Below are 25,046 nucleotides of genomic sequence, written 5' to 3'. Positions count from 1 at the left end.
CTATTCCTTTCTCTTGTAAAATATCTTGCCTTTAACTCTTAAATCAACGGTGGCAATATCACCCCCTAATAATTTATTTTTTTTGTCATATTCTATCAAGGTTTTTAATGCATTTTCTATATTTTCTTCGGGTAATTTTATTTCGGGACCATTTTTTAGTCTCAAATTCCAGCGTCTGTCTGCAATTCTTATCATCGCATTAGTTCTTTCATATATGCTTGAAAAAGATTTTAGCGTATGAATTAGATCAGATGTAGTAAGCCTGGAACCTTCACCAACAACTACAGGAAGGCTTGCAAATTTTACCATACTCTCTTCCGAAATTATATGACCCTGATCGTCAATTAAATACTGTTTTTGATTATTCTGCCATATTGCAATTGGCGTACGCTCAATAATTCTGATATGAATAGCACCAGGAATCTCACGCGATACATTTGCTGATAGCACCCAGTCAATTTCCTCTAGTTTCTTTTTAATATCCCAAACACTTAACTTAAAGATCGACCCACCAATTTCATGCTCAAGCGACTTAAGAACCTGATTGTTTTTGAGGTTAACCTGACCTTCTATATAAATATTCTCTAATTTCAGACCATTATTAATAGTAAACTCGTAAAATTTATCAACCTCAGTTGCAATGTAATCGTCAAGTAAATGTAACTGCTCAACTGTAAAAATAAAAATTGCAATTAAGCTTGTAACAACAAATCGCCATGACTTAAGCTGCTTTAATATTTTTTGTTTTATTTTTTTACTAAATCCTACCTTATAGGCTAGGTATTCATTGTTACTGAGTAGCATTTTGCATCCCTTATTAACATTTCTACAAGCTCATCATACGATATATTATTGTATTGTGCAATTTCTGGTACTAATGAAGTTGGCGTAAATCCTGGATGAGTATTAGCTTCCAGCAAATAAAATTTCTCATGACCTTCTCTATCGTCAAATCTATAGTCAATTCTTGCAGCACCGCTACACATTAGAGCGCTATATATATTTTCGGTAATAGATAGGACTTCTGCATACTTTTCCTTACTAATTGGCGCTGGCATAATATGCTCTGACTCACCTGGGGTATATTTTGCAATATAGTCATAAAACTTGCGTTTAGTCCTAATTTCTATAGCACCAAGCGCTTTACCATTTACAATTGCAACCTGAATTTCTTTACCGGGTATATATTTTTCAATGATTAGCCTATCGCCAAATTTAATACCATGTTCATCAATAAATGATTTTAGTGAATAATTATCACCTTCTAATACAACGCTAACACCAATACTTGAGCCTTCAGATATTGGCTTTATAACATAAGGTCTTGCTATAGGTTCAAAATCTGCAATATTATTTACATCAACAATAATTCTTTCAGGAACTGAAACCCCTACACTTTTTAGTATATTATAGGAAAATTCCTTATTTAGTGCTACGGCAGAAGAAAGTACACCACTATGTGTATATGGGATACCCATAATCTCTAGCATACCCTGAACCGCACCATCTTCACCAAATGTACCGTGAAGAGCGATAAATACTACATCTGGATTTACCTCTAAAATTACTTTAGCAACGTCATATCCCATATCAACTGCTGTAACTTTATAACCAAGGTTTTTAAGAGATGCTAAAACGCCATTACCACTTGATAAAGATACCTCACGTTCATTAGACTCCCCACCCATTAAAAGTGCCACATGTTTCTTTGGATTTTGCGGAGTATATTCTTCAATAATCTTTGTTGACATTCTGTGTTTATTCATTAGCATCCCCAATAATTTTAATTTCCCATTCCAAATCTATCCCAAAGGCGTCTCTTACCCTTGCTCTTGCAAGCTCACCTAATGACTCAATATCTTTTGCAGAAGCATTACCCGTATTTATTAAAAAGTTACAATGTTTTTCTGAAAACTGCGCACCGCCTATACTATAACCTCTAAGTCCAACTTTATCAATAAGCTCCCATGCTTTTGCACCTTCTGGGTTTTTAAACGTACTACCACCTGTTCTGCTTCTTATTGGCTGAGATTCTTCACGTGACTTAGATATATCGTCCATTTTTTGCTTAATTATGCCTGAATCTTCAAAATTACCTTCAAATGTTGCTGATGTAAAAATAAGGTCTTTTGGAGCTTTTGACCCCCTGTATTTAAAGCCAAAATCATGGTTGCTAAGGGTTATTTGCTCACCTTTTGAATTTACAGCATTTGCTAAGCTTAAAACTTCAGATGTTTCTCTGCCATAAGCGCCTGCGTTCATTCTTATAGCGCCGCCTATTGTTCCTGGAACTCCAACTAAAAATTCAAGACCTCCAACATTATTTTGCATAGCATAGTTTGCAACATTAACATCTAAGCAGGCAGCGCCACAATTTATAATATTACTTTCATGAGAAATATTAGCAAAATTTTTACCAAGCTTTATAACTACACCTTTTATACCGCCATCACGAATTAAAATATTAGACCCCACCCCAAGAACAAAAATAGGTAATTCATCTGGCTTATTTGCCATAAAATACGATAAGTCATCTTCGTCTTCAGGCTTAAATAAAACCTGTGCCTTTCCCCCAACTCTAAACCATGTTGTTTTAGAGAGGTCAGCATCAAATCTGTAAGATCCTCTTACTTCGGGTAAACTCAAATTTTCACGACTCATAATTTAAGAGACTTTAGCATTTCTAAGCTGATTTGGCAAATTATTAGCCCAAGTAGTAATGTTTCCTGCACCCATACATAAAACCACATCACCTTTCGCCGAGTTAGCTGAAATAATTTCAGGCAATTTTTCTTGCGAGTCCATGGATATTATAGAAAGTTTATTATTATGCTGCCTGATTGCCTCAATCAAAATATCTTTTGATACATTTTCAATTGGCTGCTCACCTGCCGAATAAATATCCGCTATAACTAAAACATCAACTCTGTCGAATGCTTTTACAAAATCAGAAAACAGTTTTTTAAGCCTTGTATATCTGTGTGGCTGGAATACGCCAATTACCTTACCTTTAGTACCTTCTGCAACACTTCTTGCAATTTCTACTGTTGCTCTGATTTCTTCTGGATGGTGAGCATAGTCATCATACACTCTAACGCCTTCAACTTCGCCTGTTAATGTAAATCTTCTTTTCACACCCTGGAAGGATCTAAATCCATTCTGAATTGTCTGCTCTTTAAATCCAAGCTCAATACCAATTGCCATTGCAGCCAGAGAGTTTAGAATATTGTGCATGCCTAGCATCGGAATATAGCAGTCTTTAATAACTTTGCCCCCGCCCTTAACTTTATTTGACACTTCCACATCAAATAAATAGCCTGATTCTTGCATACGAATATTTGTAGCCCTAATATCTGCCTGATTTTCAATAGCATAGGTAAGTACTTTTCTATCTACTACGTCTTCAGCAAGTTTGGCAGATAATGGGTGATCCTTACAAACAACTGCAAAACCGTAAAAAGGTATATTTTCTACATAAACTTTAAATGCCTGATAAATATCATCGATAGACTTGTAAAAGTCCATATGGTCTTCGTTAATATTAGTTACAATCGCTATTGAAGTTGGAAGTTTCATAAATGATCCATCCGATTCATCGGCTTCTGCTATTAAATAATCACTTTCACCAACATAAGCATTTGTAAGTTTAGAGTTTATTATGCCACCATTAATTACAGTTGGAGATAAGTTTTCAGCTTCAAATAAACACGCGACAAGTGATGTTGTTGTAGTTTTACCGTGAGTTCCTGCAACTGACACCGAAAACTTAAATCGCATAAGTTCTGCCAGCATCTCAGCTCTTTGAATAATAGGTATGCCAAGTTTTCTAGCCTCAACAATTTCGGGATTATCCATTTTGACCGCAGATGATCTTACAACTACCGAAGCGCCTTTTACATTCTCAGCAGTGTGACCTATCATTATTTTCATACCTAAATCCTCTAGTCTTTTAGCCTGAGCATTTAAATTAAGGTCAGATCCCTGAACATTACAGCCTAAATTATGCAAAATTTCTGCAATACCACTCATACCGATACCACCTATACCGATAAAATGAACTATGCCAAACCTTGAAGAAATAAGATTACGCGACATTAAAAACATGTTTATTACCTAAATTAACTATTTGATATTGCTTAATTTAAAAATAAAATTATTATAGAAGTAAGACAATATATTTTTTGTAGGATGCAATGAAAGTTATTACTAAAAAGTCTTTTTTTCAAATTAATAATGTTTTTACATTAAAAAAATACTTAGGCAGTTGCTTAATTACCCTATGTTTAGCATCATGCTCACTTGGTGACAAGGCGATGGATAAGGTTGGTTTCAAAGTAATTAACCCGTTTTATAATGATTCCAATGCCGCAAATAAGAAGTATGATCGCAACTTTAGCAACCGCTCGCGCCGTACTCCTGAAGGTAATATGGTTTATTTGGCTGCCGATACTAATGTGCCAAACAAATATGATTTAATCCTTAGAGATTCAGAAAAATACGATAATGCACAAATAGATAATTTCTGGAAAAAAGTTTACAAATCTAAACCTGCAAATCATACCGCATATCCGACAAGCCTTGGAAAAAATAAAATTGAGCCTGTAAATGTAAAAGAGTTACCTAGATTTGAATCTTTAGAAAACTCTAAAAAACCTTTATTCGACGCTCCAGGCACTATGATTGAACCTCAAGAAATTATTTTGAACAATGAAGATGAGAAAATCTTAGATGAAATTTCCTTCCTCAAAAATAATTCTAGCGAAACATCTGTCAAAGAAAGCAGCAAAAGTGACGTTAAATCAGAAAATATAATAGTAAAGCCCAAAAAGCAAAAATATAAGGAATATAAACACCAACCCAAAGTAGAGTCAAATCACTAACAGGTGGTTATAGTCTTTTCATGTTTATTGCATAATTATCTTGCAAAATTAAGCTTTTACCTTTACAAAAGTTATATATTTTTTGTATTTTAATGGGGTAATTACATGATTTTAAATAGCCTGGTTTCAGCTTTTAATTCAGATCACAATAAAAAATTAGAACGTTTAATCTTTGATGCTGTATATGTTACAGAGTCAGCTGCGGTTGCATGTTACCCAATGATAGGCAAAGGTGATGAAAAAGAAGCCGATCAGCAGGCAGTAAACGCTATGAGAGCAGCTTTAAACAAAATCTCTATTTCCGGCAAAATTGTTATTGGCGAAGGCGAAAGAGACGAAGCTCCAATGCTTTATATTGGTGAAGAAGTGGGGTGTGGCGATGGACCTAGCGTTGATATTGCGGTTGATCCTTTAGAAGGCACTACACTTTGCGCCCATGCTGCGCCAAACTCTATTGCAGTTATGGCTATGGGTGAGTCTGGAACACTTCTAAATGCGCCAGATGTATACATGGATAAAATTGCAGTTGGTATTAAAAACTTCCCAAAAGACGCATTAAGCCTAGATAATACACCAGGCATGAACCTTAAAGAAATTGCTAGGTTCAAAAATTGCGATATTAGCGAATTATCGGTAATGATTTTAAATCGTCCAAGACATCAGGAACTTATTGCTAAAGTTAGAGAAGCAGGCGCAAGAGTTATGTTAATTAAAGACGGTGACGTTGCAGCAAGTATAGCAACTACTAGCTCAAAAGCAGGAATTGACGCATATATGGGTATTGGTGGCGCTCCTGAAGGGGTTTTAGCGGCAGCTGCACTTAAAGTTTGCGGCGGTCATTTCCTTGGAAGACTTTTATTTTCTAATGAAGAACAACAAGAACGCCTTAAAACAATGGGAACCGATGACTTTAATAAACAATATACATTAGACGAAATGGTTAAAGGTGACGTAATATTTGTTGCAACAGGTGTTACAACAGGATCAATGCTGAAAGGCATTACCAAAACACGTGACTATATTAAAACACATTCAATTGTTATGCATTATGAAACTAAGACTATTAGAAATATTCATAACAAAATATATTTATAAAGGAGCAAACGCTTAGATGAGGAATACTTTCATAGGACAATGGTGGTGGTCTGTTGATAGGTTTTCTTTTGTAATTATTCTTATAATGATTGCATTTAGTGCCTTTATGGTGGCTACTGCAAGCCCTGCTGTCGCTGAAAGGATTGGCTTAGAATCGTTTTTCTTCATTAGAAAGCAAATTGTATATTTAAGCGTTGCACTTGTTACTCTTTTTGTCATTTCTACATTTTCGCCCAAAAACATCAAATTACTTGGTGCAACTGGCTTTGCTACTGGCATTTTACTAATGGTAGCTGTTTTATTCGTAGGAACTGAAGTAAAAGGCGCAACTCGTTGGATTAGCTTAGGAGGTTTTAGTATGCAGCCTTCTGAGTTTATAAAGCCCTTTTTTACGGTAATAGTCGCATGGATACTTTCAAAAAAGTATGAACATGAACATTTTCCAGCTTTTACAACTACAACCTTTATATATTTTACTTTAGTTGTATTGTTATTATTGCAACCTGACTTAGGGATGACCGTTACAATTACCATTATCTGGATTGGTCAGATGTTTGTTGCGGGACTATCGATTGTCTGGCTTATTGCATCTGGAATGGGCGGTTTATTACTTGTTGGATTATCATACTTATTTTTACCGCACGTAACAAAGCGTATAGACAATTATTTAAACCCCGAAGCCTCTGAAAACTATCAGGTAACCAGATCCTTAGAGGCATTTATGAATGGTGGTCTTTACGGTACAGGACCTGGCGAAGGTTTAGTAAAGCAGCATATACCAGACTCTCATACTGACTTTATCTTTGCTGTAGTTGGTGAAGAATTAGGTCTTTTAACATGTATTATTATCATAAGTTTATATGCAACCATAGTTGTTAGAGGCTTTATTAACCTTACTAACGAATCTGATAAATTCTCAGCTTTCACAATCACTGGGCTTTTGATCCAGTTTGGTACGCAGTCTATGATTAATATGGGCGTTACATTAAATTTATTACCGACCAAAGGTATGACATTGCCGTTTATTAGTTATGGCGGTTCTTCAATGATTTCTGTTGCAATTGCAATAGGTATACTTCTTGCTTTATCAAAACGAAAATTTGGTTCACACTTATATCATAAAATAAGAAGAACCTCTTATAAGCTGAGGGAACTACAATGAAACATAAGAGAATACATATAGTAATAGCCGCAGGTGGTACTGGTGGTCATATAATCCCGGCAATTGCACTCAAAGATAATTTAATTAACCTAGGGCATAAAGTTACATTTATTACAGATAAAAGATTTGAAAATTATGGCTTTAAAGAAGATGATAACTTTATAAAATTAGATATTCCTAAATTTTCTAAAAACCCTTTCAAGCTTATTCATTTTGCTTTTAAAGTTTTAGCTTTATCTCTGAGAGTTTCAAACACTTTCAACAAGATAAAGCCAGGTATTATTATTGGTTTTGGCGGGTATCCTACGCTTCCCGCCTTAATTGCAGGCTGGCTAAACAAAATAAAAATGGCAATTCATGAACAAAATACAGTACTTGGTAGAAGTAACAAACTTTTCCTGCCTTTTGTTAAGGTAGTTGCCACAACCTTCCCTGATATCATTAATTTTCCTAACAAGCACCGCAATAAATTATTCCTAACTGGAATGCCAATACGTTCTGAAATTGAAGCTATTGCAAGCCTGCCTTACCCTGCAATTAATGAGAATACTAAACTGAATATACTTGTTATTGGAGGAAGCCAAGGGGCTAAAGTATTTGCAGACGTGGTTCCTGAAGCAATATCAATGCTAGATAAAAACCAAAGGGCAAGACTGCGTATTAACCAGCAGTGCCACTCAGCTGATGAAATAAGTAGCGTTGAAGAAAGATATAAATCTATGGGCGTTAATGCTGAGGTTTCTTTATTTTTCAAAGATATGCCACATAAAATTGCTCCTGCCCATTTAGTTATTTCAAGAGCTGGAGCATCTTCGGTTTCAGAAATGCTGTTATGTAATAAACCTTGCGTTTTAGTCCCTTACCCACATGCAAAAGATAACCATCAGCTATATAATGCTAAACACTTAGAAAATATCGGTCTTGCGTGGGTTATAGAGCAGTCTTATTTTTCAGCAGAATCACTTTCAAATATATTCAGACAGATCCTAATAAATCCTGAAATTTTGCACACTAAATCTGAAACAGCAAGAAACAAACAAACCTTCAGCTCTACATCATCACTAGCGAATATGTTGGTAGTAGAGGCAACGCAGGATTAGAAATTGCAAAATAAACTAAGACTTTAAACTAAATACTGCGAAAAACACTAAATAGTTTTTGCGCGTTAAAATAATCATTAAATATATAGTGCATTAAGTTGAGTTGCACAGAAATAACGGGTGATATGTAAAAAAATCTACATAAGTCAGGAAATAGCGCATACCACAATTATAAAGACTAAACTATACATGAATTTCAAATACTTAACAGCACAGTGCATTGCACTAGATGTATTACACGTAGTATTTATATTGCAAATGTGTACATATGTGTTATAATATTTATATTATGTTGAATACTAACTGGTATTAAAATGACTAATTTAACTGTAAGATTACCAGACGATTTACATCAAAGATTAGAGACTCTTTGTATGGAAACTGACCGTCAAAAAAGCTACTATATAAAACAAGCTTTAGAAGAGTATTTAGAAGAGAAAGAGGATTACCTTATTGCTCTAGGAAGACTTACTAAACCAGGTATTACCATTAGTTTAGAAGAAGCAGAGAAAGAACTTGGCTTAGACTAAAGTAAAGAGTTTTATTTTATGTATATAAAAAACTTGGTGTAGATGAGGGCAGAAACTTGGTTTGGGCAATTGAATTTGATAAAAGAGCTATTAAAGATCTCAAAAAGCTTAATGTAAATGACAGAAAAGATATAATTGATTACTTAAAAAATATTATAACCTCTAATAAAACGCCAACTTTATTTGGTAAGCCATTAACAAATGACAAAGTTGGTTTATGGCGTTATAGAGTTGGGAAATATAGAGTAATCTGTCAGCTTAAAAAAGAAACTCTTATACTGTTAGTAGTTAGAGTCGGCAAAAGGGATGAAATATATAAAAACTAACTTTATCAATCATATACTTTAAAAAGGTCAATCAAACCATATCTTCTGGTTTTACCCATGCATTATACTGATCATCGGTAAGTAGTCCTAAAGATAAAGCTGCCTCTTTCAGGGATGTGCCTTCTTTATGGGCTTTTTTAGCAATTTTAGCTGCGTTGTCATAGCCAATATGTGGGTTAAGGGCTGTAACCAGCATTAGGGACTGCTCCATAAGCTGCTTAAGTCTTGCATGGTTTGCCTCAATACCATTTACACAGTTATCGACAAAACTATGGCAAGAATCGGCAATTAAATTAATAGATTCAAGCACGTTTGAAACAATTACAGGCTTATATACGTTAAGCTGTAAATGACCATTTGATCCGCCAACTGTTACAGCTACGTGGTTACCCATAACTTGACATGCTACCATTGTCATAGCCTCACACTGAGTAGGGTTTACTTTCCCTGGCATAATGGATGACCCTGGTTCATTTTCTGGTAACAATAGTTCACCTATTCCTGAACGTGGACCCGACCCTAAAAGCCTGATATCGTTAGCAATTTTCATAAGGCTTACTGCAATGGTATTAAGCGCACCTGATACTTCCACCATCGCATCGTTAGAACCCAAAGCCTCAAATTTATTAGGCGCTGATATAAACTTTAGTTTTGTAATATTTGATACTTCATTTGCAAGTTTTTCAGCAAAACCTGGCTTACTATTAAGCCCTGTTCCTACTGCTGTACCGCCCTGCGCAATTAGACAAAGCCTTGGAAGTGTTGCATTAATCCTATCAATTCCATATGCAATCTGGGTTACGAATGCAGAAAACTCCTGCCCAAGGGTAACAGGCGTTGCATCCTGCATATGTGTTCTGCCTATTTTAATAATAGAAGCAAACTCTTTTTGCTTAGCCTCAAGTGCTGATTTTATATAATTCAGCGCAGGAATAAGCTTATTATTTATAGCTAGCATAACAGCAATATGCATAGCAGTTGGGAAGGTATCGTTTGAAGACTGCCCCATGTTAACATGGTCATTTGGGTGAACTGGTTTTTTTGAACCCATCTCGCCGCCCATCATTTCTATTGCACGGTTTGAAATAACTTCATTTACGTTCATGTTGGTTTGAGTACCAGACCCAGTCTGATATACAACTAATGGAAAATGTTCATCTAGCTTGCCGCTTATAACTTCATCTGCTGCTTTTACAATATGATCAGATACTTGCGGATCTAGTCCTGCTATTTCCTTATTTACAATAGAAGCTGCTTTTTTAACGATAGCGATGGCATGAATAACTTCAATTGGCATTTTACGATTGCCGATTTTAAAGTTTTGCAGCGATCTTTGTGTCTGCGCTCCCCAATATTTTGAGGAATCAACATCAATATTTCCAAAAGAATCAGACTCAGATCTTACTGCCATATAAACCTCTTAGATGAATTATAGATTATCCTAAATTAAAGGATATCTATACATTTTCAGCGATTTGCTCTTCAATTGCAATACTATGATCGGTAGTATCATTAGATTCTATTTCAGATGTGTTAATTTCGTCACTATTCTGAGATATATCCTGATTTTGTCCTGATTCATTCTCAGCTTTAGCTATATGGTTTTGTCTGTTTGCTTTTTGAATTTCATGAGCTTCATTTAAAATTCGCGCATAATGATCAGCGTGCTGCATGAATGTTTCGCCCTGAACTCTATCACCCGAAGTAAAGCTTTCTTTAGCCATTTCAAGGTATTTTGCCTTACATTGCACAGCCTTTTGATACATTTTCGAACCAACATGAACATTATATTCATAATTTGAGGTTGATTCTCTATCTCTATCTTTATTATTATGATTACGTGTAAATCGTCTTTTGTAATTTCTTGATTTCATAAATTTCCTTTAATTTAGGGTAATTTAAATACACAGACCCTTATTATTCCAGCTAAATCTTTTGCCATATTATGTAGAACAAAACCATTATTCTGCATAATATTTGCTATATCAGTTTCCTGATTTTCTCCAATTTCAAAAAAAATAAGACTCGTTTGTTTACAAACTTTTTTAAGGCTACTTGCTATTTCTCGATAGCAGCTAAGTCCATCTGACCCTCCAAAGAGCGCACCTTCAGGATCAAAGTTAACCTGAATATCCAGTTTGTCAATATCTAGGTTTGGTATATATGGTGGATTTGATATAATTATATCAAAATTTCCAGATACATTATCTAACCAATTTGACTCTACAAAACTAGTATTGCCTTCTAAACCAAGCGATATCGCATTTTTTTTCGCAACTTTCAATGCATCTACAGATTTATCAACTAAAGTTGCGTGAGCATTTTTGTACTCTCTTACTAAACTTAAAGCCAAACAACCTGTTCCTGTGCCTAAGTCTATTATTTCTAACTTTTCATCAGCATTTTTATAATTTTTCAAAACCTCTTCAATTAAGGTTTCGCTATCAGGTCTTGGATCTAAAGTATATTCATTTGTATAAAACCTATCTTTCCAAAAATCCTTTTGTCCTATTATTTTGGCTACAGGCTTACCTTTAAGTCTTAAATTACATAACTCGATAAAATTTTGATAGTCATTTTCAGAAACAATCAAATCATTATTAAGCTGCAAAAAAGATTTAGGCTTATTAAGCACATGCCCAAGTAATATATAAATTTCAAGCATACCGAGAAACTGGGAATTTTTTCCCATTTCTTTAGCTTCTGAAATTGCCTGTTTTACAGTAAGACTTTGCATAAAGCGCTTCAAAATACTTTTATTCTTCGCTCATTGTAAGTCTTTGAGCTTCGTCTTCAGCAATTAATGCCTCAATGATTTCATCCATATCACCTTCATTTACAACTTCATGAATCTTATAAAGTGTTAGGTTGATACGGTGATCGGTTACTCTTCCCTGCGGGAAGTTATAAGTTCTGATTCTTTCAGATCTATCACCACTACCTACCTGACCTTTACGTTTTGCAGCAATTTCAGCAGCTTGCGCTTCTCTTTGAACTTCATATAATTTAGCACGAAGAATTTTAAGCGCTTTTGCCTTGTTTTTATGCTGAGATTTTTCGTCCTGCTGCTGCACTGTAATTCCTGTAGGAAGATGCACTATGCGCACAGCACTATCTGTAGTGTTTACAGACTGACCACCAGGTCCACTTGCACGGAAAACGTCAATTCTAAGATCTTTCTCTTCAATATGTACGTCAATTTCCTCAGCTTCTGGAAGAACCGCAACAGTAGCCGCAGAAGTATGAACCCTACCGCTTGACTCAGTTTCTGGAACCCTTTGAACTCTATGAACACCTGATTCAAACTTAAGCCTGGCAAATACACCTGCCCCGCTAATAGATGCAGAAGCTTCTTTATAACCACCAATACCAGTATCAGAAATATCCATTACCTCAAATTTCCAGCCTTTGCTTTCTGCATATCTTTGGTACATTCTAAAAAGTGTTGCGGCAAAAAGTGCAGCTTCATCGCCACCAGTACCTGCACGAACCTCTAAGATAGCGTTTTTCTCATCGTCTTTATCTTTTGGCAGAAGCGCAAGCTTAACTTGCCTTTCCATTTCAGGCATTGCTTTTTCAAGCTCCATTAGCTCTTCAGTTGCCATTGCTTTCATATCGCTATCAATAGAGCTATCTAAGAGCATAGCTTTAAGGTCATCCACTTCTTTTTGAGCATTTAAATAGCTGTTAATGCCTTCAACCATTTGAGTAAGTTCTGAATATTCTTTAGAAAATGCTACAAATTCGCTCCTATCCAGAGAATCAGGGTTATTAATTTTTTCCCCGATAGTTTTATGTTTTTCTATAATTTTGTATAAGTTATCTTGAAAGCTCAAAATTGCCCCCATTTAATTTAATAAAGTTGTTATTTTAAGAACGCATTAAGTTTGAAGCGCTATCTATCATATCTTCAAGTAAAACAGATACCTCATGACCAGATTTCATATCTTTAATTTTTACTGTTTTATTTTTTAGCTCTTCTTCACCAATAATAATGCAAAGCTTTGATTTAATTTTGTCAGCATACTTAAATTGTTTACCAGGATTATCCTGATGAGCAATTACCGAAGGAATACCGCCATCGCGTAGCATATAAGCAATTTGCGATATAACTGCTTCATCAATATTACCAATTTTAATGATAGTTGCTGAGTTTACATAATCAGGATCTGACAAATTCACAAGTTCCATAAGGCGCTCAATTCCTGCGCCAAATCCAACTGCTTTAGTTTCAGGCCCTCCCATCATTCCGATAAGCCCATTATATCTGCCACCACCTAAAACTGTTCCCTGCGCTCCCAGTTTATCTGTTACAAACTCGAAGATAGTATGATCGTAATAGTCTAGACCCCTAACAAGTTTAGGATTAATTTCATAGTTAATACCCATGTTATTTAGCAGGTTTAATACTCTATCAAAATAATCCTTTGATTCATCAGAATAATAATCAGAAAGTAGTGGAGCATTTTCAGATATTTTTTTATCATTTTCGTCTTTAGAATCAAGAATTCTAAGCGGATTCATTTTTAATCTGTTTTTACTATCTTCAGAAAGGTCTTTTTCGTATTTAGTAAAATAATCTACCAATGCCGATCTATATCTGGTTCTGTCTTCTTTATTTGCCAATGAGTTAATGTTTAGCACAACATCATCCCAAATACCAAGGTTTTTAAGAATAGTACTTGCAAGTGATAATATTTCAGCATCATATAAAGGGCTATCAAGACCCATAAGCTCAAAGTTAATTTGGTGAAATTGTCTTTGTCTGCCTTTTTGTGGTCTTTCGTAGCGGAATAATGGACCATAGCTAAATAGTCTAAGCGGCATATTTTGCTGAAGACCATTTGATACAACTGCTCTTACAACACCAGCTGTAAACTCAGGTCTTAAAGTAATCTCTTCGCCACCCCTATCAAGAAAAGTATACATTTCTTTTCCAATAATATCAGAGTCTTCCCCTAAAGATTTTTTAAAAACCTTAGAAAACTCCATAATAGGTGTATAAAATTCTTCAAAGCAAAAAAGGTTAGCCGCTTTTTTTGCCTGTTCTACAACGTAATTGAATCTACTGAGTTCGTGACCATATAAATCTTTGGTACCGCGAACTGATTGAATTTTAATGCTCATAAGCCTTAATTTTTATTGATTGTCTGTATTGTCTATCTGATAAAATACTATGTCTGTAGCCATAAACAAAATATATAGCGCAGCCTATTACTGCCCAGGCGATAGTCATATCAAGTGCTGTTTTTAATAAATCATATAATAAATAACTACATGAAATAAGTGCGAGAGGCGCAACTAAGTACACTGCAGGGCATCTAAAACCACGCTGAGTATTTGGATGAGTTTTTCTAAGTATTAAAACTCCAAGTGCTACCGATATGAACGCCACTAATGATCCAACATTTGATAATTTACTAATAAACTCAAGCGGTATAAATGCTGCAACAAGTGATACCACAAACCCTGTCATATATGTAGACAAGAAAGGAGTATGGTATTTTTTATGGATTTTACTCATAAACTTAGGCAACATTCCATCACGTGAAATTGCAAATAATGATCTTGACTGACCATAAATCTGAACGATAAGTGACGTGATAATACCAGCTAAAGCGCCAATCGCGATTAATGTAGAACCAATGTTACTACCATTAACTCTTAAGGCATATGCCATAGGCTCTGAGTTATCTAATGTATTATATGGAACAATGAGCGTTAAAGACGCTGCGATTCCAACGTACATTACCGCACAAAATGCTAGAGACGCAAACATCGCGATTGGTAAATCTCTTTTTGGGTTTTTCGCTTCTTCTGTTGCACTTGCAAGCTGATCAAACCCTGCATAAGCAAGAACAAGTGTTGCAGTTCCTGTAGCGATACCTGGGTAGCCATAAGGCATAAAGTTTTTCCAGTTATCTAAATTAAAATGCGGAATTGCTATAAAGATAAACACCAATATTGCTGCTACTTTTACAATAACAAGTGCAATGTTCAGCATTGAGCTTTCTTTAGTTCCTTTTGTAAGAAGCGCAGTAACAAGCCAAACTACAATAAATGCAGGAAGGTTCATTATACCGCCGTCAAAAGGCGTAGCATTTAAATAGCTTGGGAACTTATACCCCATGGACTCAAATATCCCCAGAAAATACCCACCAAATCCTACGGCAATCATGCCAGAACCTGTGGTATATTCCATCATCATAAACCAAAACACCATCCATGCAATAAACTCACCCATTGATATATAGGCAAATGTGTATGAGCTTCCAGATGATGGTGATAGACTTGCAAGTTCAACGTATAAAAGACCAACTAATAAGCAGATAAATCCAGCAATAATATATGATAGTGTAATTGAAGGACCTGCAAATTTAGCAGCGGCAATACCTGTAAGTACGAATGCACCAACTCCAATAATTGCTCCAATTCCAAGCATTATCAGGTCATAAACGTTTAAAGTGCGGCTAAGTGAAATAGCCGCAATTTCTTCTTTAACAATATTAATAGGTAATTTTCTAAAAATACTCATAGTGATTTACGCACTTTTATAAGTATTTGAAAGTGAACTATTTTTATATCCATATACAACATATATTAAAAGTCCGATTAAAACACAGATACCAAATGCGTCGCCATCTTGTTTTGCAAGTTCATAGATTAAATATGTTGATGCAATTACCGAAATACTAGCAAATACAAATACAAGCGGGCATTTGAAAGTTCTAGGAGCATCAGGGTATTCTAAGCGCATTTTCATAACCGCAATACCAACAAATACAAATGATGCAAGAGAAGCCATTGAAGCCACGTTTCCAAGAGTTTTAATAGGCAAGAATCCAGATGTAATAACGTTTACAATAGCAATTGTTGCAAGCGCTGTATAAGGAGTGTTGAATTTTTTATGTAATTTACCATAAATTTTAGGTAGCATTCCATCACGCGCCATTGAGAAAATTACGCGAGAAAGACCGAAAATCTGCATAAGCATTACAGTTGTCATACCTGTAATACCACCTACCGCTACTAATGCATAACCAAAATTAGCGCCATTTTTGCGCAGTGCATAAGCCATTGGCTCTGCTGTATTTAATTCAAAATATGGAACCATACCAGTTAATAAGCCAGATACGATGATATAAAGCACTGCACATAATGCTACAGACCCAATAATACCAAGTGGCAAGTCTCTTCCTGGGTTTTTGCATTCTTCTGCAGATGAAGCAACTACGTCGAAACCAGAATAAGCAAGGAATAATGCACCTGTACCTAAAATCACACCATCTATTCCATTTGGCATAAAGTCATTCCAGTTAACTGGGTCAAAATGTGGAATAGCAGCTATAATAAAGATCAAAATAGCCCCAACTTTAATAAATACTAAAATGGTATTGATTAGCGCAGATTCCTTTGTACCCCTTACTAAAAGTGAGCATATAGCCAAAGTAATTAAAATAGCTGGAACGTTTGCTATACCACCCTGAGCTGGTACGGTCAAAAATGCTTCAGGCAGCTCAACCCCCGCATATTTAAGTAATCCAGTTACATAACTTGACCAGCCAGATGCTACAGTTGCAGACCCAAAAGCATTAAGCATTATTACAAAGCAACCTGCCATCCATGCAAATACTTCCCCGAGTACTACGTATGAATATGAATACGCCCCACCTGCTATAGGTAAAAGTGATGCAAGCTCAGCATAGGCTAATGCCGTAAAAATACAAACCATTCCAGCCAGTACAAATGAAACCGTAATTGCAGGACCTGCGTACTTTGCAGATACTGTACCAGTTATTACAAATATCCCAACGCCAATGATTGCGCCGATACCTAACATTATAAGATCAAATGCACCTAAAGTCTTTTTGAAAGAACCCTGTGCAGAATTAGCCATTTGATCGAATGATTTTTTTCTAAACATGCTCATAGTTATATGTAACTCTATTAATTAATTGAAATTTTAACGAAAATTTTTTGATAGCAATTTATTTAGATTCGCAAGAATCTTTACATGCCGCAACCGTTACCAACGCCTCGTGTAAACCAAGTTTATCCGACGTAGTAAGATGCATATGGCTTTGCTTTATGCCATTATTTTCTAATACTTTTAAAATTTTACCTGCTGCAACTTCATTTGAAACTGTTACAGTAAAAACCGTATCATGATTGATCATAAGCGCAGATTTAATTGCTTTATCAAACTTTGCTGTATCAAAGTTTACCGTGTCATTAATTGTAACTAAAACATTAGATGCATCATCGGCTAAACTAATGCGAGATACAACTAAACACCATACAAATACTGTTACTAATACCAGTGATGAAAAAAATATTTGTAAATTTCTCATATAAAAACCCCAAAAATATCATCCTATAGTAATTATAAATTTGAAAATTACAACATAAATGTATATTTTATATATAAACTACTCAAAATGCAGGTATTTTTATGGGTATTACAAGTATATCACACTGGATCATTGTTCTAGCAATCGTACTAATTCTCTTCGGAGCAGGGAAACTGCCGCAAGTCATGGGCGATTTAGGAAAAGGAATTAAAAACTTCCGTAACAGCGTAAAAGATGATAATGTAAATGAAGAAAACAAAAATAAATTAACTTAAGCATAATGCAAAAAGATTTAATTACTTTAAATGAAATCAAAAAGTCTTTAAAATCAAAGGGATTTGGGGTTATACTTCTTATTTTCTCAATCCCTATCGCTATCCCTCTTCCATACCCACCTGGCTTTACCACTATTTTAGGAATGCCGCTTCTTATGTTTTCTCTTCAGTTTTATTTGCACCAGCCTGCTCCATGGCTTCCGGCATTTATTGCTAAAAAATCGTTTGAACGCCATAAACTTGCAAGCGTGTTAGAGAAAATCGCCCCATATGTAAGAAAATTTGAAAAATTATCACGCCCAAGATTTTGGGTATTTTGCCCAAATACCATTCCATATAAAGTAATTGGTATTTTCATGATCTTAAATTCGGTATGTGTAATATTGCCAATTATATTTGGTAATGCCATACCAGCACTTGGCACCGCCCTTATATCAATGGGCTTAATACGCAGAGACGGTGCATTTGTTGTACTTGGTATGATCGCATCTATAATTGGCTGGGCAGTTGCCTCAGCCGTTGTTATTATAGGCGCAGAGTTTATTAAGTCTATTTTTGGTTAACTAATTCAATATTACCAGTTTTTACCATATCAGCAAAAGTCACATTTTTTTTAGTTGTATTTTGTGACCTGTAATCTGCGGATTTTATTTCTTCAGCTTCTCTATTTCTCTGATCAACCTGATTATACATTTCTTGTATTTTTGAAATCTGAGCTTTAAACGTATTAGTTAAATATTCTGTCTTTTCTTTTTCCGCTTCAAGTTCATTCTTAAGATTCCTGATCTTGTCTTTACTTTCTTTTAATTGCTTTTGTAAATTTTCAATACAAATTTTCAAATTACTATTGTGAAGCTTTTCAACCTCTAAATTACCTGTACTTATCGATTGATTAAATTTAATTTTATTTAATTCAAATTTAATTTTTTGTTTATCTTCTTTTAAAGATGCAATTTCAGCTTCTAGCCTATCAAACTCTTCTGTATTAATTTGTGTTTGCTGATTGTTTTGGGTATTAGCTATAGAATCATTTGTTTCCTGCTCTGAACTGGAGTTTTTTTGCTTCAGTTCATTATTCTCTAACTTCTGCGCTTCTATTGTTGCATTTGCAGTTTTTAGCATTTCCCTTAATTTTTCAATTTCAGCTTGTTGGCTATCTATCTGAGTTTGCTGGCTATCAAATTTACTACTAAATTCCATACGCAGGTTTATTAGCGCATCTTTTTGCTTCGAATTTGTTGTTTGTAAATTATTGTTTCTCACTTCAAGAGTCATATTTTCAGAAGATAAAATCTTATTCTGGTCTTTAATTATAGCATTCTCATCTTCTAACTCTTTTATTCTATTGTCTTGTTGCTGACCAATCTTTCCTTTTGCGGGCGCAGGAATTGGTAAAGACGAAGGCTTTGAAAGCTGAGACTTAATTAAAATTTCTTCAGCTATTTTCATTAGATCTTTTTCAGATACAGGAATTTTAGCCTCACTATTATGAATTTTTATAAACTTAATTACAAAATCTTTAAATTTTGATAGCTCTGATTGCGCATTTCTTCTTTCACTTAATGCATATCCAAGCTCAGTTTCTTTAGCTTCTAACTGTTTTTTTATAGAATCAATAGTAAGACTTAATATTTGATTTTTTTTAGTTGCTTCTTCATTAGCCTTATTTTGCTTACTTAAACTTTCCACCTGTTTTTTAAGACTAAACAATTCTTTTTCTGCTTCTTCTTTTTGTAAATTTAAATCAAGTATCTTTATTTCTAATGCCTTAATTTTACCTTTTGCAGCTTTATATTTATCTTTTAACTTTATATATTCTTCAGATCCTAATGTACCATAACTATCTTTAAATTTTATCTTACCATCTATAAATCCGCCTATCATATTTATATGATTTTCAAGACCTAAATAAGAATTCAGAATCTTTTCAACTATTATTCGCTTATTTTCATCTCTTTCAGTCTTATTATAACCATCAAGTATACCTATTAATTGATAATAATTTTTAAAAATTTCTTTAAATATATGTCTGTAATATCCTATTATATGATCCAATTCATTAATATGAATTGCTGAGCTTTTGAAAAGGTCAAAAAAGTCTATTGCTGCACTTTTTAATTGCTCTACTACCATTGTCACTGGAACGCCATTAACAGCAACCAGATCATTTGATGACGCTGTATTATATTGCAACACCAAATCTTGTGTAACAGGTGTATTGATCATTGCGGCAAACATTTCAGGATCTTCCTTCCATTTTATCACTCGTTTAAGTGTTCCAGCTTGATCCGCCAATACCTGTAATGATTGCTTTGATATAATAAATGGAAATGTTAGAAATGGTGATATTTCCTTTCTAATTGCTTTTTCTTGTTCGTCGTTTATTATAACCTTACCATCTTTATCTCGATTTAATCTTTTCTTTGACATATCTGTTCCTTTATTCAATTGGTTTGATAATTGATTATTATTTGATTGCGCTTCGCTATCTAAAGATTTCTTAGCTTTAAGATTACTCGAAAGCTTTATTTCATCTTTCAAGTGGTTTTTTAGTGTATTAATTTCATTGGATTGATTTTCAATTTGCGCCCTAAGTCTATGAATTCTTTCCTTGATAACATCAGGATCATCAGCCATTTGTGAAGTTTCACTTACTAATTTATTAGTTAATAAGATCTTTTCGTAAGTTAGCTCTGACGCGATAACATTTTTATATATTGTATCGATAGATTTTTTTAGGGTTTCCTCTGCTTCAATATTAGAAAGTCTTGATAACATTTCTTTAAAATCTGCAAAAAGAGATAATTCTAATTCAATTAAATTACTAAATTTAAATTCTAAATTTTTGTACAAAGTTTTATTTTTTTTCTGAAAGCCCAACTTATTATATAGAATAATTGAAATATCAACAATTTGCTCCATTGAAATTTCTCTATACTCATCTTCAATTTTCAGAATACTTCCAGGTTTAATGTGCTTTTTTTTATTCATTTTTTTGGCACTAACCGGAATACTTAGCCTTTCCCCAAACTCATTTAAATTTTTAGCAATATAGTTTTTCTGCAACAACATTTTTTCAAGTTCAAGATAAACTGGAATGTTGTCTCTAATTTTTATTGAAAAATCTTGATTAAAAACTTCTGAAGATGAATTTAATGAAAACCAAGTAGTTTTCATTTCTTCATACGCTTTTAATTCAGACGCTCTTTTAACTATAGTTTCCTGTAGCATTTCAAATTCAGGAGCTTTCTTATTATCTTTTAATATTTGGTCAATCATGAATCTAAGCAAGATAACCATATCACTAAAAATCAGGTCATTATTTTTAAGCCAATTTTCTTTTAAATCATTTGATTTAATAGCCTTAAGCTTATTTTTATTTTCTAATTCAAGAGTTTCAATTTCACGCGTACAAGTATCTATTACTTCTATCACTTGCCTAAAACTAACCGCCCTGGGTTTATCTTTATAGACTACTAAATCATCCAAAGTAAATTCTGCAGGAAAATTTTTATAATCTTTACTACTTACTTTTTTGTTAAATCTTTTATCAAACTCATTACGAACATTATCAGTGCTAATCTTTTCTTTTAGCCTTTTTACAAGCTCACTATCTTGTGATGAATTGGCTACAGCATTATTATTTCTTTTAGCTTTGGGCTTTAATATAAGTGTTATACCATCATTTTTTGAAGTAATGCGGTAATCTTTATGTGTACTCATACGTTTTTTACTGTGAAAATATTATATACGGGCATGAATATACACAAAAAATTAACATCTACAAGTGGAGTTTAATTATTTTATACAATTATGCCCGTTACAAAATCCAAATTATTTTTTGGCTAGTATTCTAACACTTCCATATTCTTTCTGATCTGATCTCACCATTTCCTGGAAACATACTTTTTTTTCAAATCTTTTTAATAAATCCAAATCATTATCATTTTTTGTCTCTTCTAATAATAATTTTTCTAACTCTAACTCGTCAATTTCAGTATTAATGCTTTGAGTAATTTTGAATGCCTGAACTGAATCCATATATTTCCTATACCATTTAGCTACTTCACATTGAGAATTTACAAGTTTAGTATTAAGCTCAATATTTTCTCTTTCTAAAACACTGTTTTTCCTTTCTAAGCATTCTTTTTTACCAATAACTAAAGCCAAACCTTTTTTGTATGATTGAATTTTATGTTGTAATTCCTCAATTTCTGTAGGTTTTAAATTTTTATTAATCTCTTTATTTTGCTCGGCAATTTTTAAATGAAGATTTGTAATTATTTGATCCTTCTCTTTAATAACATTGGCAATTCTATTTGCTTCATTTTCATTAACATTGGTTAATTTTTTAGAATTTTCTTTTTCCTTTGTAAGAGACGCAATGGTGCTATTTGTAGACTCTTTTTCTTTTTTAAGATTTTCAATTTCAATAAAATAACTAGCAGCCAGGTTTCTAATAGTTTCTAATTCACTTTTTGTTGATTTTAATTCATCTGCTTTTTTGTTAACTTCTTGATTTAAGCTTTCATTAGTTACTTTCTGACTTGAAACAATATTATTAAGGGCTTTATTTTGATCTTCTAATATAGTACTTTTTTGCTTTAATACTTTATTTTCAGCACGCAGTTTTTCCAGTTCTTTAGTTTGATCTTCTAGTGAGTCACTGTTTGGCAGAACATTATCTTGTGATGATATTTTAGCATATTCTGTCGTTGACTCAATAATCAAATTTTGCTGCCTTTTCAGGATTAGTTTCAGATTATCTGCAAGCTCAAGTTCTAAAATCTCACTTATAATATCATTAAACTTTTTAAGCATAACCAATTCATTTTCTACAACAAATTTAAATTTGCTGAGTAATACCCCGTATGTTATCTTAAGATGTTTCTTATGAGACAACTGATTTTTCAGAATTAATGCAACAGATAAAATTTGCTCCATTGAAATTGCTCTATATCCATCTTCCATTTTTAATACAGAACCAGATTTAGTAATTTTTCTATTTTTTAAACTATCTTGGTTTAATGCAGTATTTAATCTTTTTTGAAATTCAACAATGTTAATAGCAAAGTTTATTTCTTCCTTAATTGCTGTATCTATATTTAAATTTGTATTTAAAACATCTTTAATTACTTTTAAAAACTGGTGAACTGATAACTGCGGAATAGATTTAAACAAAATACAATCAGACGAATCTTTTTGATGTTTCGCAATATCATTTTTTTGGGCATTAATTTCTTTTATAATATCATTTAGCTTTGATACAATACTATGATCATTACCAAATATACGTATTATTCCAGACTGAATAAAGTCAGCGTAGTCAAATAATTTACTATTATTTTTAATCCAGTCTTCAAAAGGTGATATAGCTTTATACTGATTATAATTTTTATTATTTTCTAGTTCCAGCTTACTAATTTCAACTGAGAAGTCATCTATAGCTTTGATCAATTGCCTAACAGTAATTGGTCTAAGGAAATCGTTGAATGTTATCAGGTCATCAAGGTTAAATTCCTCAGGAAAATCCCCTAAATTATCATATTTGGTAATTGAAGTATTGTATCTTACCTTAAATTCTTTAGCAGCATCAGTTACTTTTATTTCTTCAGCAAGCATACTGCTTAGCTTATATTCGCTTTTCTCGGTATTAGATTCACCATTTGCTATTTTATTTTGACTTAACATTTTCAACCTTCATTAGTTTAGATAGTTCTATTTAAATTTTACGTTTTTTGAATCCTTATTTTTTTTGTTATTTTCTTTTTTCTCATAGGTAGAAATAACCTGACCATAGCTTTTTCTAAGCTCCTCAATTTTCCTGAAACCATTTATTTTTTCCTCAAGTAATTTTGATTTAAGCATTTGGTTTTCCTGCTCAAGCTTTTTGATATAATCTGCGTCATTACTATTGCTTTGAGAACTACCTTTTTCATTATGTAACTTCTCGTTTTCCTCTGCTAATTTATCTAACTCTTCTCTTAATTCAGTAATAATTTGTTGGCAGGTTATAATTTCGTTTGCCGCCTTACCTAATTTTAATTTGTACTTTTCAGCTTCCATTTTAAGCACAGCAATTTTCTGCTCATAAGAAGGATTAAAAGGTCTGTTTGAGGTTTGGGCTACAATTTTTGATAATTGTAAATCACCTATTTCTGCTTCAAGTCTTATTATTTTTTTGCTAAACTTTTCATTTTTTTCATGAGTTTCATTTAACTGCATTTTTAGATTAGCAATTTGCTTTTCATAAGAATCTTGTATTTCTTTAATCTTTTCGCCAAGACTCTTATTTATTAAGCATTGATTATTAAGCTGTGATTTAAGAGCAGTAATATACCCTTCCTGAACATTTGTATTTTCAGCTTTTTTCTCTTTCTTGTCATTACGCTCAATAGGATTTGAAACATACTTTATTGATTCGTCAAATTGCAAAAGCAATTCGGTCGTGTTTAAAGATGGTGTAGCTGACTTATTAAATAATTTCACAAATTTTGTAATTTTTTCTTTAAATGAAGCATTATCTTTCTTTAAATTCTCATTTTCCCTTCTTTCAATCCATAGCTTTTCTTCAACTTCACCAGAAACTTCTTTTAAAGACCTCACATTTGATTTCAAACTTTCAATTTCTTTCTGTTTTGCCTTAATTTCATTTTCTTTGTCTGCTTTAAAACTTTCAAAAGCATTCTGAAGGTCTTCAAGTTTTTTTGTAAGCTCTTGCTTTTCCTGCTCAACTGGATAAATCAGTTTCAAACTTTTTTCAGCTAAAATATTTGTTATGGTTCCGCTAACCGCAAAAGACTGGATTCTGGCAACCTTCTCGGTTAAATCTGCAAGTGCCTCTTCTCTTTTTTCGGAATCATTGAAACATTCAGGATTGGTGAAAGTTTCTACTATAATTTTAAAACTTTGATTAATTTCATTAACAATGCTTTTATATTCAAGATTCATTTTAGAAACAGGGGCAAACATTTTTTTTAGTTTTTCAAGCTGCTCGTAAAATGATGTAGCAGCGTCTATTACCTGAATAACAGTTATTTTTCTTAGCTTACCACCAATTTTAATAATATCACCTTCTCTGGCGTGTTTACGATCAGAATTTGGATCATATTCTATAACCTCCTCAAGCCTGCTAATAAATTCACTAGGTTTAGCAATAACATTAATTCTCTCTTCTAACGTAAACATGTTTATGTTGGCCATTTGCATCAACTTATCCCTACTTGCGGCTATATTTTGCTCGATGTTATCAACTCTTTTACTTTCCCTATCTTGCTCTTTTCTCTTTTTACTCATAATTACTGACCTCTGAGCTTTTCCATTTTTA

General features: G+C 33.4%; 22 protein-coding genes. 7 read left to right on the top strand and 15 right to left on the bottom strand.

The genetic code is table 11. The features are described from left to right. The 4 genes from BGO27_03990 to BGO27_03975 are packed head-to-tail and all read right to left on the bottom strand — an operon-like array spanning position 1 to position 4,104. Complete coding sequence (locus BGO27_03990) at positions 1 to 804, bottom strand: hypothetical protein (protein OJV15990.1); 804 nt, start codon at positions 802 to 804, stop codon at positions 1 to 3. After that, on the bottom strand, positions 777 to 1,766 hold the full coding sequence (locus BGO27_03985; GenBank protein ID OJV15989.1) for a hypothetical protein: 990 nt from the start codon (positions 1,764 to 1,766) through the stop codon (positions 777 to 779). Before BGO27_03985 ends, BGO27_03990 begins: the two co-directional genes overlap by 28 nt. After that, positions 1,759 to 2,661 carry a UDP-N-acetylenolpyruvoylglucosamine reductase gene (locus BGO27_03980; protein ID OJV15988.1) on the bottom strand — a complete coding sequence of 301 codons (903 nt, stop codon included), beginning with the start codon at positions 2,659 to 2,661 and terminating at the stop codon, positions 1,759 to 1,761. The genes BGO27_03985 and BGO27_03980 overlap by 8 nt, the downstream gene beginning before the upstream one ends. Before the next feature lie 3 nt (positions 2,662 to 2,664). After that, positions 2,665 to 4,104, bottom strand: coding sequence for a UDP-N-acetylmuramate--L-alanine ligase (locus BGO27_03975; protein ID OJV15987.1), 1,440 nt, complete (start codon positions 4,102 to 4,104; stop codon positions 2,665 to 2,667). An 89-nt stretch (positions 4,105 to 4,193) separates the two neighbouring features. Here BGO27_03975 and BGO27_03970 point away from each other — a divergent pair, with 89 nt between their 5' ends. From BGO27_03970 to BGO27_03945, 6 genes are all read left to right on the top strand, one after another. Next, positions 4,194 to 4,880, top strand: a complete 687-nt coding sequence (locus BGO27_03970; protein ID OJV15986.1) for a hypothetical protein — start codon at positions 4,194 to 4,196, stop codon at positions 4,878 to 4,880. A 105-nt stretch (positions 4,881 to 4,985) separates the two neighbouring features. Beyond that, positions 4,986 to 5,975: a fructose-bisphosphatase, class II gene (locus tag BGO27_03965; protein OJV15985.1), complete on the top strand. Its 990-nt coding sequence runs from the start codon at positions 4,986 to 4,988 to the stop codon at positions 5,973 to 5,975. 16 nt (positions 5,976 to 5,991) lie between these two features. Further along, a complete protein-coding gene (locus tag BGO27_03960) occupies positions 5,992 to 7,137 on the top strand; it encodes a cell division protein FtsW (protein ID OJV15984.1) in 1,146 nt (381 codons plus the stop codon). Further along, the gene (locus tag BGO27_03955) at positions 7,134 to 8,237 is read left to right on the top strand and encodes an undecaprenyldiphospho-muramoylpentapeptide beta-N-acetylglucosaminyltransferase (protein OJV15983.1); all 1,104 of its coding nucleotides are present in this window, start codon (positions 7,134 to 7,136) and stop codon (positions 8,235 to 8,237) included. Before BGO27_03960 ends, BGO27_03955 begins: the two co-directional genes overlap by 4 nt. Before the next feature lie 314 nt (positions 8,238 to 8,551). After that, entirely contained in the window at positions 8,552 to 8,767 is a 216-nt protein-coding gene (locus BGO27_03950) for an anti-toxin (GenBank protein OJV15982.1), read from the top strand. A gap of 56 nt (positions 8,768 to 8,823) precedes the next feature. Further along, on the top strand, positions 8,824 to 9,093 hold the full coding sequence (locus tag BGO27_03945; GenBank protein OJV15981.1) for an addiction module toxin RelE: 270 nt from the start codon (positions 8,824 to 8,826) through the stop codon (positions 9,091 to 9,093). Positions 9,094 to 9,124: 31 nt separating this feature from the next. Here the strand turns inward: BGO27_03945 and BGO27_03940 are convergent, their stop codons facing one another. From BGO27_03940 to BGO27_03905, 8 genes are read right to left on the bottom strand one after another with little or no spacing between them, the layout of a single operon-like run. Next, positions 9,125 to 10,504: a fumarate hydratase, class II gene (locus BGO27_03940; protein OJV15980.1), complete on the bottom strand. Its 1,380-nt coding sequence runs from the start codon at positions 10,502 to 10,504 to the stop codon at positions 9,125 to 9,127. Positions 10,505 to 10,550: 46 nt separating this feature from the next. Beyond that, entirely contained in the window at positions 10,551 to 10,967 is a 417-nt protein-coding gene (locus tag BGO27_03935) for a hypothetical protein (protein OJV15979.1), read from the bottom strand. A 14-nt stretch (positions 10,968 to 10,981) separates the two neighbouring features. Continuing rightward, positions 10,982 to 11,830 carry a protein-(glutamine-N5) methyltransferase, release factor-specific gene (locus BGO27_03930; protein OJV15978.1) on the bottom strand — a complete coding sequence of 283 codons (849 nt, stop codon included), beginning with the start codon at positions 11,828 to 11,830 and terminating at the stop codon, positions 10,982 to 10,984. Between the two features lie 19 nt (positions 11,831 to 11,849). Further along, on the bottom strand, positions 11,850 to 12,929 hold the full coding sequence (locus tag BGO27_03925) for a peptide chain release factor 1 (protein OJV16076.1): 1,080 nt from the start codon (positions 12,927 to 12,929) through the stop codon (positions 11,850 to 11,852). A gap of 34 nt (positions 12,930 to 12,963) precedes the next feature. Continuing rightward, positions 12,964 to 14,220: a histidine--tRNA ligase gene (locus BGO27_03920; protein OJV15977.1), complete on the bottom strand. Its 1,257-nt coding sequence runs from the start codon at positions 14,218 to 14,220 to the stop codon at positions 12,964 to 12,966. Beyond that, on the bottom strand, positions 14,210 to 15,628 hold the full coding sequence (locus BGO27_03915) for an amino acid permease (GenBank protein ID OJV15976.1): 1,419 nt from the start codon (positions 15,626 to 15,628) through the stop codon (positions 14,210 to 14,212). Before BGO27_03915 ends, BGO27_03920 begins: the two co-directional genes overlap by 11 nt. 6 nt (positions 15,629 to 15,634) lie before the next feature. Then, on the bottom strand, positions 15,635 to 17,023 hold the full coding sequence (locus BGO27_03910) for an amino acid permease (protein OJV15975.1): 1,389 nt from the start codon (positions 17,021 to 17,023) through the stop codon (positions 15,635 to 15,637). Positions 17,024 to 17,081: 58 nt separating this feature from the next. Next, positions 17,082 to 17,444, bottom strand: a complete 363-nt coding sequence (locus tag BGO27_03905) for a hypothetical protein (protein OJV15974.1) — start codon at positions 17,442 to 17,444, stop codon at positions 17,082 to 17,084. Between the two features lie 280 nt (positions 17,445 to 17,724). Here BGO27_03905 and BGO27_03900 point away from each other — a divergent pair, with 280 nt between their 5' ends. Further along, the gene (locus tag BGO27_03900) at positions 17,725 to 18,282 is read left to right on the top strand and encodes a hypothetical protein (GenBank protein ID OJV15973.1); all 558 of its coding nucleotides are present in this window, start codon (positions 17,725 to 17,727) and stop codon (positions 18,280 to 18,282) included. Here BGO27_03900 and BGO27_03895 read toward each other — a convergent pair. From BGO27_03895 to BGO27_03885, 3 genes are all read right to left on the bottom strand, one after another. Next, on the bottom strand, positions 18,269 to 21,442 hold the full coding sequence (locus tag BGO27_03895; GenBank protein OJV15972.1) for a hypothetical protein: 3,174 nt from the start codon (positions 21,440 to 21,442) through the stop codon (positions 18,269 to 18,271). The genes BGO27_03900 and BGO27_03895 overlap by 14 nt on opposite strands. 111 nt (positions 21,443 to 21,553) lie before the next feature. After that, positions 21,554 to 23,410, bottom strand: a complete 1,857-nt coding sequence (locus tag BGO27_03890; GenBank protein OJV15971.1) for a hypothetical protein — start codon at positions 23,408 to 23,410, stop codon at positions 21,554 to 21,556. A 27-nt stretch (positions 23,411 to 23,437) separates the two neighbouring features. Beyond that, positions 23,438 to 25,015: a hypothetical protein gene (locus BGO27_03885; protein ID OJV15970.1), complete on the bottom strand. Its 1,578-nt coding sequence runs from the start codon at positions 25,013 to 25,015 to the stop codon at positions 23,438 to 23,440. Between the last annotated feature and the right edge of the window lie 31 nt (positions 25,016 to 25,046).

The sequence above is a fragment of the Alphaproteobacteria bacterium 33-17 genome, assembly GCA_001897445.1.
Classification (GTDB): Bacteria; Pseudomonadota; Alphaproteobacteria; order Rickettsiales; family 33-17; genus 33-17.
Note: the sequence above shows the minus strand (reverse complement) of the source record. Positions and strands in the feature narration are given on the sequence as shown.

Coding starts and splice junctions, on each gene's coding strand:
- BGO27_03990 (OJV15990.1), bottom strand. CDS start 804: ATGCTACTCAGTAACAATGAATACCTAGCCTATAAGGTAGGATTTAGT.
- BGO27_03985 (OJV15989.1), bottom strand. CDS start 1,766: ATGAATAAACACAGAATGTCAACAAAGATTATTGAAGAATATACTCCG.
- BGO27_03980 (OJV15988.1), bottom strand. CDS start 2,661: ATGAGTCGTGAAAATTTGAGTTTACCCGAAGTAAGAGGATCTTACAGA.
- BGO27_03975 (OJV15987.1), bottom strand. CDS start 4,104: ATGTTTTTAATGTCGCGTAATCTTATTTCTTCAAGGTTTGGCATAGTT.
- BGO27_03970 (OJV15986.1), top strand. CDS start 4,194: ATGAAAGTTATTACTAAAAAGTCTTTTTTTCAAATTAATAATGTTTTT.
- BGO27_03965 (OJV15985.1), top strand. CDS start 4,986: ATGATTTTAAATAGCCTGGTTTCAGCTTTTAATTCAGATCACAATAAA.
- BGO27_03960 (OJV15984.1), top strand. CDS start 5,992: ATGAGGAATACTTTCATAGGACAATGGTGGTGGTCTGTTGATAGGTTT.
- BGO27_03955 (OJV15983.1), top strand. CDS start 7,134: ATGAAACATAAGAGAATACATATAGTAATAGCCGCAGGTGGTACTGGT.
- BGO27_03950 (OJV15982.1), top strand. CDS start 8,552: ATGACTAATTTAACTGTAAGATTACCAGACGATTTACATCAAAGATTA.
- BGO27_03940 (OJV15980.1), bottom strand. CDS start 10,504: ATGGCAGTAAGATCTGAGTCTGATTCTTTTGGAAATATTGATGTTGAT.
- BGO27_03935 (OJV15979.1), bottom strand. CDS start 10,967: ATGAAATCAAGAAATTACAAAAGACGATTTACACGTAATCATAATAAT.
- BGO27_03930 (OJV15978.1), bottom strand. CDS start 11,830: ATGCAAAGTCTTACTGTAAAACAGGCAATTTCAGAAGCTAAAGAAATG.
- BGO27_03920 (OJV15977.1), bottom strand. CDS start 14,220: ATGAGCATTAAAATTCAATCAGTTCGCGGTACCAAAGATTTATATGGT.
- BGO27_03915 (OJV15976.1), bottom strand. CDS start 15,628: ATGAGTATTTTTAGAAAATTACCTATTAATATTGTTAAAGAAGAAATT.
- BGO27_03910 (OJV15975.1), bottom strand. CDS start 17,023: ATGAGCATGTTTAGAAAAAAATCATTCGATCAAATGGCTAATTCTGCA.
- BGO27_03905 (OJV15974.1), bottom strand. CDS start 17,444: ATGAGAAATTTACAAATATTTTTTTCATCACTGGTATTAGTAACAGTA.
- BGO27_03900 (OJV15973.1), top strand. CDS start 17,725: ATGCAAAAAGATTTAATTACTTTAAATGAAATCAAAAAGTCTTTAAAA.
- BGO27_03895 (OJV15972.1), bottom strand. CDS start 21,442: ATGAGTACACATAAAGATTACCGCATTACTTCAAAAAATGATGGTATA.
- BGO27_03890 (OJV15971.1), bottom strand. CDS start 23,410: ATGTTAAGTCAAAATAAAATAGCAAATGGTGAATCTAATACCGAGAAA.
- BGO27_03885 (OJV15970.1), bottom strand. CDS start 25,015: ATGAGTAAAAAGAGAAAAGAGCAAGATAGGGAAAGTAAAAGAGTTGAT.